General features: G+C 62.0%; 14 protein-coding genes. All 14 read left to right on the forward strand.

Going from position 1 to position 15690, the window contains the following annotated elements:
* The first annotated feature begins 8 nt into the window (after positions 1-8).
* The 14 genes from HMPREF2760_RS02400 to whiA all read left to right on the forward strand — a co-directional run bounded on the left by HMPREF2760_RS02400 (position 9) and on the right by whiA (position 15466).
* Complete coding sequence (locus HMPREF2760_RS02400) at positions 9-2051, forward strand: primosomal protein N' (protein ID WP_070596570.1); 2043 nt, start codon at positions 9-11, stop codon at positions 2049-2051.
* Between the two features lie 152 nt (positions 2052-2203).
* Entirely contained in the window at positions 2204-2713 is a 510-nt protein-coding gene (gene def / locus HMPREF2760_RS02405) for a peptide deformylase (RefSeq protein WP_070524315.1), read from the forward strand.
* Between the two features lie 88 nt (positions 2714-2801).
* Entirely contained in the window at positions 2802-3800 is a 999-nt protein-coding gene (gene fmt, locus HMPREF2760_RS02410; protein ID WP_070565346.1) for a methionyl-tRNA formyltransferase, read from the forward strand.
* Positions 3797-5371 (forward strand): RsmB/NOP family class I SAM-dependent RNA methyltransferase, encoded by a 1575-nt coding sequence (locus tag HMPREF2760_RS02415; protein WP_070524312.1) that lies wholly within the window; start codon positions 3797-3799, stop codon positions 5369-5371. The genes fmt and HMPREF2760_RS02415 overlap by 4 nt, the downstream gene beginning before the upstream one ends.
* Before the next feature lie 28 nt (positions 5372-5399).
* Entirely contained in the window at positions 5400-6077 is a 678-nt protein-coding gene (gene rpe / locus HMPREF2760_RS02420; protein ID WP_070565344.1) for a ribulose-phosphate 3-epimerase, read from the forward strand.
* Positions 6074-7099 carry a bifunctional diaminohydroxyphosphoribosylaminopyrimidine deaminase/5-amino-6-(5-phosphoribosylamino)uracil reductase RibD gene (gene ribD / locus HMPREF2760_RS02425; protein WP_083299249.1) on the forward strand — a complete coding sequence of 342 codons (1026 nt, stop codon included), beginning with the start codon at positions 6074-6076 and terminating at the stop codon, positions 7097-7099. The genes rpe and ribD overlap by 4 nt, the downstream gene beginning before the upstream one ends.
* 18 nt (positions 7100-7117) lie before the next feature.
* Positions 7118-7756: a riboflavin synthase gene (locus HMPREF2760_RS02430; RefSeq protein WP_070565342.1), complete on the forward strand. Its 639-nt coding sequence runs from the start codon at positions 7118-7120 to the stop codon at positions 7754-7756.
* Positions 7757-7767: 11 nt separating this feature from the next.
* Positions 7768-9030, forward strand: a complete 1263-nt coding sequence (locus tag HMPREF2760_RS02435) for a bifunctional 3,4-dihydroxy-2-butanone-4-phosphate synthase/GTP cyclohydrolase II (RefSeq protein WP_070524307.1) — start codon at positions 7768-7770, stop codon at positions 9028-9030.
* A 42-nt stretch (positions 9031-9072) separates the two neighbouring features.
* Positions 9073-9555: a 6,7-dimethyl-8-ribityllumazine synthase gene (ribH, locus tag HMPREF2760_RS02440; protein ID WP_070524305.1), complete on the forward strand. Its 483-nt coding sequence runs from the start codon at positions 9073-9075 to the stop codon at positions 9553-9555.
* An 83-nt stretch (positions 9556-9638) separates the two neighbouring features.
* Positions 9639-10262 carry a PH domain-containing protein gene (locus HMPREF2760_RS02445; RefSeq protein ID WP_070524303.1) on the forward strand — a complete coding sequence of 208 codons (624 nt, stop codon included), beginning with the start codon at positions 9639-9641 and terminating at the stop codon, positions 10260-10262.
* The gene (uvrC, locus tag HMPREF2760_RS02450; RefSeq protein ID WP_070524301.1) at positions 10262-12316 is read left to right on the forward strand and encodes an excinuclease ABC subunit UvrC; all 2055 of its coding nucleotides are present in this window, start codon (positions 10262-10264) and stop codon (positions 12314-12316) included. The genes HMPREF2760_RS02445 and uvrC overlap by 1 nt, the downstream gene beginning before the upstream one ends.
* A gap of 38 nt (positions 12317-12354) precedes the next feature.
* Positions 12355-13236 carry an RNase adapter RapZ gene (gene rapZ / locus HMPREF2760_RS02455; protein WP_070524299.1) on the forward strand — a complete coding sequence of 294 codons (882 nt, stop codon included), beginning with the start codon at positions 12355-12357 and terminating at the stop codon, positions 13234-13236.
* 76 nt (positions 13237-13312) lie between these two features.
* Entirely contained in the window at positions 13313-14311 is a 999-nt protein-coding gene (yvcK, locus tag HMPREF2760_RS02460) for a gluconeogenesis factor YvcK family protein (protein ID WP_070524298.1), read from the forward strand.
* Between the two features lie 165 nt (positions 14312-14476).
* Positions 14477-15466: a DNA-binding protein WhiA gene (gene whiA, locus HMPREF2760_RS02465; RefSeq protein WP_070524296.1), complete on the forward strand. Its 990-nt coding sequence runs from the start codon at positions 14477-14479 to the stop codon at positions 15464-15466.
* The last annotated feature ends 224 nt before the right edge of the window (positions 15467-15690 follow it).

Below are 15690 nucleotides of genomic sequence, written 5' to 3' on the forward strand. Positions count from 1 at the left end.
CGGGCGCTATGCCCAAGAAGACACCCGCCGCCCAGCAACCGGTCGCGCGGGTGTTGCCTTTGTTGGGGGTAGCGCACCTGGACCGCGAATTCGACTACCTCATCGATGAATCGGATTCGCAGGCCGCCCAGCCAGGCGTACGCGTGCGCATTCGCTTCAATGGCCGGCTGGTCGACGCCATCCTGCTCTCCCGCGCCAGCGATTCCGACTTCGCTGGATCGCTTCGCTATATCGATCGCGTTATTTCACCCTTTGCGGTGTACTCGCCGGAAATGTCGGCGCTCATCGAATCCCTTGCAGCCCGTTATGGCGGCGTGCGCTCTGATATCATCCGCGCCGCCATCCCGGCGCGTCATGCCAAGGCTGAGGAAGCGGATGTCGATACACCGTGGGAAGAATTAGGTACAGCGGAGCACCCGGATCTCTCTGCCTGGTCCGGGTACCAGCATGGTGAGTCCTTCGTGGACTCGGTGCTGTCGGGCCATATTGCGCGAGCAGCATGGCAGATAGCGCCGGGCGAGGATTGGGCAAGCGCGCTGGCAGCGCTGGGCACCAGTGTGGCGCTCCAAGGCGGCGGCGTGCTCATGGTCGTACCGGACCAGAAGGACCTGGATCAGCTCGAGGAGGCCTTTCGCCGCCACGTCTCTGCCAAACAAATCACGGTGCTCGCGCACAGCACCGGCCCCCAGGCACGCTATCGCCGCTATCTATCGGCGTTGACGGGTCAAGCCCGAATCGTCATCGGGACGCGCTCCGCCGCCTTCGCCCCGGTCAAGGGCCTCCAATTGGCCGTCTTGCTCAACGATGGCGACGATAGCTTGGTTGACAACCTCAAGCCCTATGTTCACTCCAGGGAAGTGCTGAGCACACGCTCCGCGCAGGAAGGTTGCAGCCTTATCCTCGCCGGCCACGCCCGCACCGCGGAGGCCCAACTACTCGTTGAATCGGGGTGGGCCCACGATCTTCTACCCGCCGCGAACACACTGGAAGATAGGCGCCCCGAAATCGTTGCGGTGGGTGCGTATGGCGTCAACGTGGCCCGCCATATGCGGGGAGGCACGACGTCGGTAAGCGGCCCCGCCTTCCAAGCCACGCGCGCAGCCCTCGACCGGGGCGAGCCCGTCCTTGTTCAAGTCCCGCGCAAGGGCTATGCCCCAATCCTCGCCTGTGGGCAGTGTGCATCTCCTGCACGGTGTCGTCATTGCAACGGTCCCTTAGGTCTGCCTTGCGCTCGCGGCTCGAAGCACGAGTCGACCGATTCTGCGGCGCTGCCCACGTGTCGGTGGTGCGGGCGCGTTGACGCGCATTACCGCTGTTCGGAGTGCGGCTCACCGCGGTTGCGCGCCATCGTGTTGGGCTCCGAGCGCACCGCAGAAGAGATGGGCCGGGCCTTTCCCAATACACGCGTGATTCAATCCGGTGGATCCACCGTCGTAGATGAAATCCCAGACGCGCCCGCGCTCGTCATCGCGACACCCGGCGCGGAGCCGCGCGTAGCGAAAGGCGGGATGTACGGGGCTGCGCTCCTTGTGGAAACCGGGGCGTTGCTCGGCCGCCAGGATCTGCGCGCCACGGAGGACACATTGGCCACATGGGCCGCGGCGGCCACCCTCGTTGCGCCAGCCAAGGAGGGTGGTGTCGTTATCGTCGCCGCTGATGAACAGCTGCCGCTTGTGGATTTCTTTAGCCGGTGGGACATGGTGGGCGCCGCGGCGGCCGAGTTGCAGGCGCGCCGCGAGGTTCGCTTTCCGCCCGCGGTGCATATGGCGGCGATCGACGGGGCGGACGCCTCCCTCGATGCCTTCCTGGAGCTAGCGGAACTGCCGGAGCATGCGGAGCTTCTCGGGCCCGTACCGTTGCCGCCTGGCGTGAGCTTACCGGGTGAATACGATCATGAGCGCGGCGGCGAACCACAGCGTCTGCTAATTCGAACCCCGCTGGGCCCGAGGTCCCTGCTGGGCCAGGCCTTGCGCACAGCCAATTCCTTGCGCAGCGCTCGCAAGGATGTTTTGCCTCTGCGTATCGCCGTGGATCCGATAAACATCGGTTAACGCTGCGCTCCTTTCCACCCCTGTCGAGCGCCTCCCGCGGAAGGTGAACTATTCTCGGTGCAGGAGCGCGGAGGGCCCTGGGCAGGCAAGGAATGCCAAGGCCGACAACCCCCGCACGACGTGCCACACCGTCAACCACGAGGAGTACCACTATGACCGTGCGAGAGGTTCGTCTCTACGGCGACCCGGTCCTCACCACCAGAGCTGAGGAAATCACCGAGTTCGGGCCATCATTGGAACGCTTGGCTCAGGACATGCTGGAGACAATGGAAGCCGCAGGGGGAGTAGGTTTAGCGGCCAACCAGATCGGTGTGACCAAGCGCATCTTTGTCTTCGATTGCTCGCATTATCAGCATGGTTTGCGCGGTGCCGTCATTAACCCGGTATGGGAAGCGGTGGGCCAGGACATGCAGTTGGGGACCGAAGGTTGCTTGTCCATCCCCGGCATTTCTCAGCCCACTGAACGCTTTTCTACCGTACTTCTGCGCGGATTCGACCCACACGGCCGCCCGATTTCCATGCTTGCCTCTGGGCTGATGGCGCGTTGTATCCAACACGAGACGGACCACTTGGATGGGATCTTGTTCTTGCAGCGTCTGAGCGATGAGCTTCGGAAGGACTCTATGAAAACCATCCGCCAATCGGAGTGGTTCAACGCATAGCCGTAGCCCTGCTTAATCAGCAGTACAGCAGATTCATTTTTGAACATTAGATTTAGAAACTCTCACACGAGAAAGGCATGCTCTAGCAGTGCGTATTGTTTTTGCCGGAACCCCGGAGCCCGCAGTTGTGGCTTTGGAGAAGCTCATTGACTCACCCCATGAGGTGGCCGCCGTCATTACTCGGCCTGATGCCCGCCGGGGCCGTGGCCGCACCGTTCATCCAAGTCCGGTGAAGGCACTGGCGGAGAAACACGGTATCGAGGTGCTCACGCCGACCACACTTAAGCCTGGCACCGAGGACGGTGATGCCCTGCGTGCACGACTAGCAGACATTGCTCCCGAGGCTATCCCCGTGGTTGCCTACGGAAACCTGATCACCGAGGACTTGCTGAGCCTTCCGACGCACGGTTGGGTGAACCTTCACTTCTCCCTGCTCCCGGCGTGGCGTGGCGCGGCACCGGTGCAAGCAGCCATTGCGGCTGGGGATTCTCGCACTGGTGCTACGACCTTCCGCATCGACCAAGGCCTGGACACTGGGGACATCCTCGCCACGATCGACGAGGACATCCAAGACACCGATACCGCGGATGACCTATTGACGCGGCTGGCCTATGCCGGTGGCGAGCTCCTCGTGCGGACCATGGATGGGTTGGAAGACGGCAGCATCGCGCCGCAGCCGCAGGTAGGTGAAGCCTCTTATGCGCACAAGATCTCTACCGACGATGCCCGCATCGACTGGACTGCGCCCGCCGAGGCCGTTGATCGCCACATTCGCGCGCATACCCCGGGGCCGGGTGCTTGGACCCTGCTGGGGCAGTCACGCTTAAAGCTCGGTCCAGTAGAACCTGTGCCACCCACAGAACTTGAGGACCTTACTGAACATTCCGCGCTTTCCGCATTGCGGCCGGGTGAAGTTCACGTGTCCAAGAAGGAAGTGATGGTCGGTACTGGCAGCTCCCCGGTTCGTTTGGGAAAGATTCAACCGCCAGGCAAGAAGATGATGAATGCCGCCGACTGGGGCCGCGGGCTTGCGCACCAGTCTTCGCAGTCAGTAGAAGGCGGCGAGGATGAGGTGAAGTTCTCATGAGCGGAGGTTTTAGATCCCGCAGCAAGTCAGGCGATCCTGCAGACCGCGCGCCGCGTGGGAAGCAGCAACGCGGCGGTGCGAAACGCACTGCCAAGGGCAACAGGGAGCGTCGCGGCGGTCAGCGTCACGATACACGGCGCCCAGCGCCGTCGACCTCGGTGGTTTCTGCCGCGCAGCGCTGCGGGGTGGATCGTCCACGCGCGGTGGCTTTCGAAGTATTGCAACGCGTGGATGCAGACGATGCCTTTGCCAACCTCACGCTGCCGAAAGCCGTACGTGCCAATAGCCTCAGTGGCCGCGATGCTGCCTTCGCCACCGAGTTAACCTATGGCACGCTGCGGACCGAGGGCGTGCTCGATGCCGTCATCGCCGAGTGCTCCTCTCGTGGCCTCGACGCTATCGCCCCCGACGTGCTCACCGCCCTGCGAATGGGAACCTACCAGGTGCTCTATACCCGCGTTGAGGCACACGCGGCGGTCGATACTACCGTGCGCCTCGTGGAGGCAGTTGGTCAGGACAAGGCTAAAGGTTTTGCCAACGGCATCATGCGCACCATCACCCGTACGCCGGCGCAAGCGTGGTTGGATCAGCTTGCTCCCCAAGGTCAGGTGGCTGCTTTGGCCTTCCGCCATGCCCATCCGGAGTGGATTGCCCGCTCCTTCGGCCGTGCCTTGGGTGTGTTGGAACCCGATGGCACTGGTGCGCTCAGCGCCGACCAGTCGCGTGAGCTGGAGCTCGCACTCGAGGCGGACTCCCAACGCCCCGTTGTGCACTTGGTAGCGCGCCCCGGTGAGATCTCCGCCGAAGAACTCGCCCTGATCACCGGTTGCGAGGAAGGCCGCTATTCTCCCTATGCGGTCTACCTTGAGCACGGGGATCCTGGTTCGCTAGAGCCGGTTCGCCAACGGCTAGCGGCGGTCCAGGACGAAGGTTCGCAGCTCATTGCCCGCGCGGTAACGGAAGCCGAGCTCAGTGGTGAAGACACTGGACGCTGGCTGGATCTGTGCGCCGGACCTGGTGGCAAGGCCGCCCTTATGGGGGCCATCGCCCGAATTGAGGGCGCGACAGTCGATGCCGTTGAAGTCTCCCCGCATCGCGCCACCTTGGTGGAAAAGACGGTGGGGGACCTGCCTGTGCGCGTGCACCAAGCGGACGGCCGAGCACCAGGACTGAAACCAGGCTTCGACCGCGTGCTGGTCGACGCCCCCTGCTCCGGCCTAGGCGCGCTCCGCCGGCGCCCGGAAGCTCGCTGGCGCAAAGCCGAATCGGATATTGCGGAGCTTAACCAGCTGCAAACCGAGCTCCTGGAATCCGCGTTGGAGCTGGTGCGCCCAGGTGGCGTCGTGGTGTACTCGACTTGCTCGCCGGATCTGCGTGAGACCAGGGGCATCGTGGATGCCGCCGTGCAACGGCACGCAGAGGGATCAGCGATTCACATCGAAGAACTGGATGCGCGCGACGTGCTGCCGGAGATGGGGGACCTTGGCGCCGAGCTGTCCGCGCAGATGTGGCCGCACCGCCATGGCGCCGATGCGATGTTTTTCGCGGTCTTGCGCCGAGTAGCGGACTGAGGCTGCGAGAGGGACTAGGCTGAAGGTCATGTCTGCACTCTCGTCTGGTCCCATTATTTCCCCGTCCATCTTGGCCGCCGACTTCACCCGCTTGGGCGAAGAGGTCCGCGCCGTGGCCAACGCAGATTGGATCCACGTCGACATCATGGATGGACACTTCGTCCCGAACCTGTCTTTTGGCCCGGATATCACCGCGACGGTAGACGGGATTACACCCCAGACGCTGGACGTTCACCTCATGATTGAGGAACCCGAGAAGTGGGTAGAAACCTACGCCAAGGCCGGCGCCGATTGCATCATCTTCCACGTCGAGGCAGTCGCCGACAAGGACGCGGCCATCGCCCTCGCGCGTACAATCCGGGATTTAGGTGTGCGCGCGGGCTTTTCCATTAAGCCGGGCACGCCGATCGACCCTTGGCTGGACGCCCTCGAGCACTTCGACGAAGTGCTCGTTATGTCAGTTGAGCCGGGCTTTGGTGGTCAGAGCTTTATGCCGGATCAGCTGGACAAGGTGCGCGCCTTGCGCGCGGCCATCGACGAGCGTGGTCTGGACGTCCTCATCGAGATTGACGGTGGCATTTCCGCTGAAACGATTCGCTCCGCCGCCGAGGCGGGCTGCGATGCTTTCGTCGCAGGTTCCGCCATTTACAAACAAGCAGACAAGGCAGCGGCCGTCGACGAGCTGCGTAGCTTGGCCACGCTGTGATCCCACACCTAAACTCAGCGGTTCTCACGCGGGCGCTGCGTGTGGCCATGGAGGCCGGCGATAAGGTGCGCGGCACGACGAGCCCAAACCCGCCTGTAGGAGCAGTCATACTTGATGCCGCCGGCCGCGTCGCCGGTGTCGGCGCAACCCAGCCCCCGGGCGGTCCGCATGCCGAAGTCATGGCGTTACGCGAAGCGGGCGACAAGGCGCGGGGCGGCACGGCGGTCGTGACCTTGGAACCCTGTAACCACACCGGACGTACTGGGCCCTGTGCGCAGGCGCTTATCGATGCCTCTGTGGCCGCCGTTTACTTCCTTCACCCAGACCCCACCCCGGAGGCCGGCGGCGGCGCGGCCACATTGCGCGGCGCCGGCATTGCCGTGGGGCAGATTGAGGCGCCGGACGGCGTGAGCGATGCACTCGCCGGGTGGTTGGGTGCGGTGCGCTTGGGCCGGCCGCACGTGACGCTTAAGTTTGCCCAAAGCCTCGACGGGTTTACCGCCACAGTGGATGGCAGCAGCCAATGGATTACCGGGGAGCAGGCTCGCGAGCATGTGCACCGCGACCGGTCAAAAAGGGATGCCATCCTCATCGGCACGGGCACCGCGCTGGCTGATAACCCGTCGTTGACGGCACGTTACCGGGACGGCTCCTTGCGTGAAACGCAGCCGCGGCGCGTCGTCATCGGCTCCCGGGACGTGGACCGAGGCGGAAGCAGTAATCTGGCAAAGCTAGGTTTCGAGCACTATTCCACCCCGCAGGAGGCGCTAGCCGAGCTGTACGCCAGCGGCGCGCGCGACATTCTCGTCGAAGGCGGCGCTGGACTCGCGACGAGCTTTATGGAACTGGGCAGCGTGGATTGCATTCAGGCATACATCGGCAACGTCATCCTTGGCCAGGGCAGGGGAGTTCTCACTCGGGCTATGGCCGAGAACTTGGCGCTGGCTCCGAGGTGGCAGCGCGCGGCGGTTACCGAGCTTGGCGCCGACCTGCTCGTGGAATACCGGAAGAACGAGAAGTAGGAAAGGGGAGTACGGACTATGTTTACCGGACTCGTAGAAGAAATCGGGCACGTCGATAGCGTGGAACCGCAGGGCGATGCAGTCCGTTTGGGCATCGCGGCATCCACCGTGCTGAGTGATGCGCAGTTGGGTGATTCCATCGCTGTCAACGGCGTCTGCCTGACAGTAGCCGAGCTGGGAGAAGGAACCTTTATCGCAGACGTTATGAAGGAATCCTTGAACCGTAGTTCATTGGGAGAACTCGAAGTGGGTTCGGCGGTTAACCTCGAGCGGGCGGTGCTCCCAACGACTCGTTTGGGTGGCCACATCGTGCAGGGCCATGTCGACGGCACCGGCACGCTGCTTTCCCGCACCCCCTCGGAGCACTGGGAAGTGTTGCGTTTTAGCCTGCCGCGGGAGCTCGCCCGATACGTCGTGGAGAAGGGATCCATCGCCGTCCAAGGAACGTCCCTGACGGTGTCCGCGGTATCGGCTGATGAAGATAAACCTGGCGCGGATGGCTTTTTTGAGGTCTCTCTCATTCCCACCACATTGCGCGATACCGTGTTTGGTGCGATGGCGCCCGGTGCCCGCGTAAACCTCGAGGTAGACGTGGTTGCAAAGTATGTTGAGAAAATGGTTCACCCTAACGCCCACGCCGCGGGCACAGAGGGATAGAGTTAGTCCTTATGAGCGCTGCAGATTCAGCTTTTAGTTTAGATAGCGTCGAGCAAGCCATCGCCGACATCGCGGCCGGCAAGGCCGTCGTCGTCGTGGACAATGAAGATCGGGAAAACGAAGGTGATCTCATCTTCGCCGCCGAGCTCGCCACCCCGGAACTCGTGGCTTTCATGGTGCGTTATAGCTCCGGATATATTTGTGCACCTTTGCTCCCAGAGGACTGCAAGCGCCTGAACTTGCCCCCGATGATGGCGGTTAACCAGGACGTGCGGCAGACCGCCTACACCGTCACCGTGGACCTGGCTAATGGCTCCACTGGCATCTCCGCTACCTCGCGCTGTGAGACCATCCGCAAGTTGGCTGATCCCTCCTCCGAGCCGTCGCAGTTTACGCGCCCGGGCCATGTCGTCCCGCTGGCTGCCCGCCCGAATGGTGTGCTCGAGCGTGATGGCCACACGGAAGCCGCGATCGATCTGGCACGGTTGGCGGGGCTCCGCCCGGCCGGCGTGCTCTGTGAGATCGTTTCCGAAGAAGACCCCACGGATATGGCTCGCTCGCCGGAGCTGCGCCGCTTTGCCGACGCCCATGGGCTCACGATGATCTCCATCGAGCAGCTCATCGAATGGCGCCGCCACAATGAGCAACAGGTTCACCGCGAGGTAGAAACCCGCCTGCCCACCGAGTACGGCGAGTTTCGCGCGGTGGGCTATGTGAATGGCGTCGACAAGCGCGAGCACATTGCCCTCTTCGTCGGTGACGTGGAGAGCTATTCCGGTGCGGAAGACGTACCTGTCCGCGTGCACTCTGAGTGCCTGACCGGTGATGTCTTTGCATCTGAGCGCTGTGACTGCGGCCCGCAGCTGCAGGAATCCCTCCGCGCGGTCCAAGCGGCCGGGCGTGGCATTGTCATCTACCTTCGCGGACAGGAAGGGCGTGGCATTGGCTTGGTGAACAAGCTCAAGGCCTATCGCTTGCAAGATGACGGGATGGACACCGTCGACGCCAACGTGGAGCAGGGGCTGCCTGAAGACGCCCGCGAGTACTCCGTTGCCGGACAAATCCTGCGCGATGTGGGCGTGAAATCCGTCAACCTCTTGACCAACAACCCACACAAGGGTGAGGGGCTACAGGGCTTCGGCATTGACGCCACTGCCCGCACCGGCCTGGCGACACCCGCCACGGCCGAAAACATTAGCTATCTGCGCACGAAGCGCGACAGGATGGGCCATGACCTGCCACAGGTGGCCGAATGGGATCTCAAACACTCTTAGAGCATTAAGACCGAACTCTAGAACAAAACAAAGGAGCACACCGTGAGCAAGGAAGGCCTGCCAACCCCGAACAATGTCTCGGGAGAGGGACTGCGCGTCGCCGTGGTTACCGCCACATGGAACGCCGAGATCTGCGATCAGCTGCACCGCCGCGCGCTTGAGACCGCCGAAGCCGCTGGCGCTGAGGTCACTCCGTTGCGCGTCGTCGGTGCCCTTGAGCTGCCCGTCGTGGTCCAAGCTGCGGCGCGCACCCACGATGCTGTCGTGGCGCTGGGCTGTGTCGTCCGCGGCGGCACTCCGCACTTTGACTACGTGTGTGATTCGGTCACGCAGGGACTGACGCGCATTGCTCTCGACGAGTCGACGCCTGTAGGAAATGGTGTCCTGACGGTGAACGACTATGAGCAAGCCGTCGATCGCGCCGGATTTGAGAACTCTTCAGAAGATAAAGGCGCGGAGGCTATGCATGCAGCTTTAGAAACCGTGCATACGTTGCGTACACTGAACGAGTCGACCCTAAAGTAGGCTGCCAAGCGCAACCACGGCGATCTGCATATCGCGCAGGCCCGTGGCCTGTCTTAGCGGAGTGATGAGGAGATGGAAACTCGATGACTGATCCACAGGTGCCTTCGGCGCACGAAGAGCGCGCGCGGTCAGCCCGCGCTGGCAAGGCCTCCCAATCCTCGCAGCCGGGCGCGCCCGCTGCGTCTGGGGGTTCCTCGAGCGTGAGCGATGAGCAGGTGCGGGCTTATACCAGCGCCGATCCCTTCGCCCAGACTTCATCCAAGCCCTGGGAGTATGAGGCCACCTCGCCCTATCTGCGCAAGGTGGCAATCATCTGGATCATCCTTGTGATGGCAGCGCACCTGTTTATGGGCTTCACGGTTGGCTTGTCCTTTACCGGCGCGACTGTGACGACGATTGATAAGTTTGCCTTCCCCGGCGTCGGCGTGATTATCTCCATCCTGTCTTGGTTGGCACTGACGCGTCCGCGGCTGCGCGCGAACTCCGATGGCGTAGAGATCCGCAACATTGTGGGAACCCGCTTCTACCCGTGGCAGGTCATCTATGGTCTGTCCTTTCCCGAAGGCTCGCGCATGGCACGCATCGAACTTCCTGACTTTGAATATGTTCCGGTGTGGGCCCTGCAATCGGGCGATAAGCAGGACATTGTCACCAAGGTCCGCTCTTTCCGTGACTTGGAAGCACGCTACATGCCGCAGGATGACTAGTGGCTGATCCCTCTGAGTACCGCCCTGCGCCCGGAAGCATCCCCACGGATCCGGGCGTTTATAAGTTCCGCGATGACAATCGCCGCGTCATCTATGTGGGCAAGGCAAAGAATTTGCGGGCGCGGCTATCGAACTACTTTCAAGACATCACGCAACTGCACCCGCGGACCCGCCAAATGGTCCTCACTGCGGCTTCGGTGGAATGGACCGTGGTGGCCAGCGAAGTGGAAGCGCTGCAGTTGGAGTACACGTGGATTAAGCGCTTCGATCCACGCTTCAACGTCATGTACCGCGATGACAAAACGTATCCGATGCTCGCGGTATCTGTGGGGGAGACCATCCCGCGAGCGTTTTTCTACCGCGGGCCTCGCCGTAAAGGTGTGCGCTACTTTGGCCCCTATTCCCACGCCTGGGCGGTGCGTGAATCGCTTGACCTGCTGACGCGAATTTTCCCCATGCGCACGTGCGCCAAAGGGGTATTCAACCGCCATGAGCGCTTGGGGCGGCCTTGTTTGTTGGGGTATATCGGAAAATGCGACGCCCCGTGCATTGGCAGGGTGAGCGCCGAGGAACACCGTGAGACGGTGAACCAGCTGCTGAGTTTCATGAACGGCAATACCGGTCCTGTGCGCAAGCGACTAACGCAGCGAATGGAGGAGGCCTCAGAGAACCTCGAGTTCGAGCTGGCTGCCCGCCTGCGCGACGATCTCGGCGCGATTGACAAGCTCATGGAGCAACAGGCTGTGGTGCTTTCCGACGGCACCGACGCCGACCTCATCGCGTTTAGCTCTGACGAGTTGGAGGCGGCAGTTCAGATCTTTCACGTGCGCGCGGGGCGCATCCGCGGCCAGCGCGGCTGGGTGGTGGAACGCTCCGGTGACCAAGCCATCACGGAGCCAATCGAGGAGGGACAGCCTGATCCGGGGCTTCCGGCGCTCATCCAGAATTTCTTAATCCAGTTCTATTCGGATGTCGTGGAGCGCCAGCGCCAGGAGGCCGCGGAAGACGCCAAGCTGGAGCGCAGGGGAGTAGACCAGGAATCCCGTACCGCGGTTCATCGGGGAAACGCCATCCCTCGTGAGATCTTGGTCCAAACGCTGCCGGACGAAGCCGATGAGGTGAAGATAGTTCTGGAGGACCTGCGGGGCGCGCAGATTGACTTGCGGGTTCCGCAACGCGGTGACAAGCGCGCCTTGATGGAGACCGTCGAGCGCAATGCGAAGGAACAGCTGCGGCAGCACAAACTCAAGCGAGTCGGAGACCTTACTGCCCGATCCGCAGCCCTGCAGGAGCTGCAGGAAGCGTTGGACATGGATTCCGCGCCGCTGCGCATCGAGTGCACGGATATCTCGCACATTCAGGGCACCGATGTCGTGGCCTCCCTGGTGGTTTTCGAAGATGGGCTACCGCGCAAGTCCGATTACCGCCGCTACCGCATCAAGGAGGCGGCGGGCGATGGCCGCTCGAACGACGTGGGGTCTATCGCTGAGGTGACTCGGCGCCGCTTCAAGCACCACCACGAGGACAAACGAGCGGTTCCGGACGAGGAGCTGGAGAACACCACCTTCGCTGAAGAAATGGTCCGCGAGGAGGCCGCGAGCCAGACCAAACGCAGCTCCTACCCGCCGCAACTGTTCATCGTCGACGGTGGCGCACCGCAGGTGGCGGCGGCGCAGGCGGTGTTCGACGAGCTCGGCATCGTCGATGTGACACTCATCGGCCTGGCCAAGCGCCTGGAAGAAGTGTGGGTCCCGGGCGATGATGAGCCGGTGATTCTGCCGCGTAATTCGCAGGCGCTATATCTTCTTCAGCACCTCCGCGATGAGGCGCACCGCGTAGCTATTACGTACCACCGACAGCAGCGGTCGAAGCGGATGCGCTCGTCCGTACTCGATGCGGTACCGGGATTGGGGCCGCAGCGGCGCACCGATCTGGTGAAGCACTTCGGCTCAGTGAAGAAGCTCAAAGAGGCCAGCGTGGAGGAGATTGCTGCGGTGAAGGGGTTTGGCCCGAAGCTGGCGCAGACGGTATTTGATCATCTCCAGGATTCCTAAGCAGGATTCCCTCCTTGCCTCGTGATCAGATGGTAAGAATGGAAGTCATGACGCTGTTAGACTCCCCACCCATTTTGATCACGGGCATGTCAGGCGGTGGCCTGACGTCGGCGGCTAAAGTGCTGGAGGATAAGGGCTATTACGTAGCCCACAACATTCCGCCGAAGTCTATCGTCGACCTGCTGAGGCTGTGCGCTCGGCCCGATTCCCCGGTGACAAAGATTGCCGCGGTGACCGATGTGCGTTCCCGAATGTTTCCGGGTTCTTTAGCGGAAACCTTGGAGGAACTCGAAAAGCTGGACATGAAGCCCACCTTGCTTTTCCTCGATGCGCGCGATGATGTGCTCATCCGTCGCTTCGATTCGGTGCGTCGTACCCACCCGATGCAGGAGGGTGAAACCCTCAAAGCAGGCATCCAACGAGAGCGCGCAGCGGTGCAATCAATTCGCGAGCGCGCGGACATCATCATCGATACGACCAACCTGTCCGTCCATGATCTGCGGCGCGCTATCGAAGCATCCTTCGGCGAAATGGGTCATGAGAAGCAACACGTCACGCTTGAGTCCTTCGGCTTCAAGCATGGCTCCCCGCGTGACGCGGACCTTGTCGTTGATGTTCGGTTTCTTCCCAATCCCTATTGGGTACCTGAGCTGCGGGGGTACCGTGGCACCGACGAGCCGGTTGCGGATTATGTCTTGTCTCAAGAGGCGGCTGAGCCCTTTATCGAGCGGTTCATCACCATGTTTGACTCGATGCTCACCGGCTACCGCCATGAGGGGAAGAACTTCATCACCGTGGGCATCGGTTGTACCGGTGGGCACCATCGCTCGGTGGCCGTTACGGAAGAAATCGCCCGCCGCCTCAGGGACCGCGGTGACCTCGATGTGAGCACGTTGCACCGAGATATTTCTCGCGATTAGGTGCGATAAGATACATATTCATTCCCTACCTGAATAGTTGAAAGCTAGTGTTCCCGTGACGACTCTCCCTATCCACATGGCTAGCCTGGGCGGCGGCCATGGGCTGTATCAAACTCTGCTGGCCGCACGCCGTACGGGCGCGGAGACAATCTCCGCCATTGTTACCGTGGCCGATGATGGCGGTTCCTCCGGCCGGTTGCGCCGTGAGATGGACATAATCCCGCCTGGTGATTTGCGCATGGCCCTTGCAGCTCTGTCGAGCGATTCGGAAGAAGGACAGCTGTGGGCTTCTACTTTGCAGCATCGATTCCAGAGCACTGGTGCCATGGCTGGGCACGCTGTGGGCAATCTCCTTATCGCCGGACTCAACGAGGTGTTGGGGGACTTCCAGGCGGCGCTCGATGCCGTTGCGCGTTTGACGGAGTCGGCCGGACGGGTGCTGCCGGCCGTAAATCTACCGCTCGAGATTGAGGCGGATGTTTCCGGGCTTGACGACGACCCCCGTATCATGCGCTCCGTGCGCGGCCAGGTGGCCGTTGCCTCAACTGTGGGGCAGGTGCGCCGCGTGCGCATTATCCCGGAGAAGCCGGAAGCTAACCCGGAAACGATCGCTGCGCTGCACGACGCGGATTTGATCACCTTGGGCCCCGGCTCGTGGTTTAGCTCCGTGCTCCCGCACGTTCTCGTTCCAGACATCGTCAACGCTATAACGTCGTCGGATGCCCTTCGCGTGGTGGTGCTCAATCTTTCCGCCGAACCAGGGGAGACCCAGGGGTTTTCTGCGGAGCGCCACCTGCACGTGCTAGCGCAGCATGCGCCAAACCTGCGGGTCGACAAAGTCATCGTCGACGGCACCGGTCTCCCCAATGAATCGGAGCGAGTCTTTGTGCAGCGCGCTGCTAGTGTGCTCGGCGCCAGCGCAGTATTTCGGGATGTCTGTCAGACGGACGCTGACGGGAACTCGCTGAACAAACACTGTCCAGACAAGCTAGCGCAAGTTCTCACCGAACTGTATTCCGAGTACGCTGCCGAACGTGGGGCGACGGCGGGTGCCCCGGGCACTCATCGGGGCTAGGCGCACGATAGACTATGGGGCATTCATTGTTCACTGCTACGTCATAGCGCACAAGCGCGGCGCGACGCGTTGCGTGCCTTCCAGAGTGAGGTCAGGTTGCGTCGTACTGCGCTACTGCCGACGTTCGCGGTGCACTGTGTCAAGAGTCGAAAGGGGAGGCACGAGGTGTCTGCGTCGTTGACCGAGCAGGTCAAGGAAGAGCTTACGGCGGTGTCCGTACCGCGCCAGTCCGCTCGTGCGGCGGAGGTTGCCGCAATTCTCAGGTTTGCCGGTGACCTCCACATCACCGGGGATCGAGTGAGGTACGAGGTCGAATTGGAATCCCAGAGCGTGGCCAATCGTTTGGTCACTGCGCTCGATGAGCTGTACTCAATCGCGGCGAGCACCCATGTGGCGGGTCCCGCTGCATCCTCTAAGAAGAGTAGAGTGCAAGTGCGAATCACCTCCGGGGCCAAGGAGCTTACGAGGCGGCTGGGTTTGGTAACTCGTTCCGGACACCCCGTGGTGGGCCTGCCACCGCAGGTCATTTCAGGTTCTGTTGCTGATAATGAAGCGGCGTGGCGTGGAGCCTTCTTGGCTCAAGGATCATTGACAGAGCCGGGCCGCTCTTCAGCGCTCGAGGTGACGTGTCCGTGCCAGGAGGCGGCTCTCGCCCTCGTGGGCTGCGCGCGCCGTTTGGGCGTGGTGGCGAAGACCAAGGAAACACGCGGCGCCGACCGCGTCGTGGTGCGCGATGGCGACGCCATTGGCGCGTTGCTGACCCGTATGGGCGCTCAGGAGACTCGCCTGACGTGGGAAAAGAAGCGCATCCAGCGAGAGGCTCACGACACCTCTCGCCGCCTCGACAACTTTGACGATGCCAACTTGCGCCGTTCCGCGCGAGCGGCAGTAACCGCTGCGGCCCGCGTCGAGCGTGCCATGGTGATCTTGGGTGATGACGTGCCGGAGCACTTGGCTGATGCTGGCCGTCTACGTGTGCAGCACCGCGAAGCCTCCTTGGAAGAACTCGGGCGATTGGCAGATCCGCCGATGACCAAGGACGCGGTGGCTGGGCGTATTCGCCGCTTATTGTCCATGGCGGATAAGCGCGCCAAGGAACTTGGTGTACCGGATACGACGAAAGCGGTGACTGAGGATCTCTTTGAGGAGTCCTAGAATCCAAACGTCTTAGTTTCCAATCCTTGCCCCAGACAGAGTCGTGGGTGCCCGTTCGGGCACTGAAAGGCTCTTCTGGGGCATTTTTTATGGTTTGAATGCCAGTACTGTTTTTGGGTTAACCCGCTCTTTTCCGGTTAAGTGAGATATCCCACCCTACAATTCCGGCACCCCACACAATCCCACATAATCGGGCATTACCGCAGGTGTCTGAACTTTGGTAC

It is taken from the genome of Corynebacterium sp. HMSC065D07, assembly GCF_001810695.1.
GTDB lineage: Bacteria > Actinomycetota > Actinomycetes > Mycobacteriales > Mycobacteriaceae > Corynebacterium > Corynebacterium hesseae.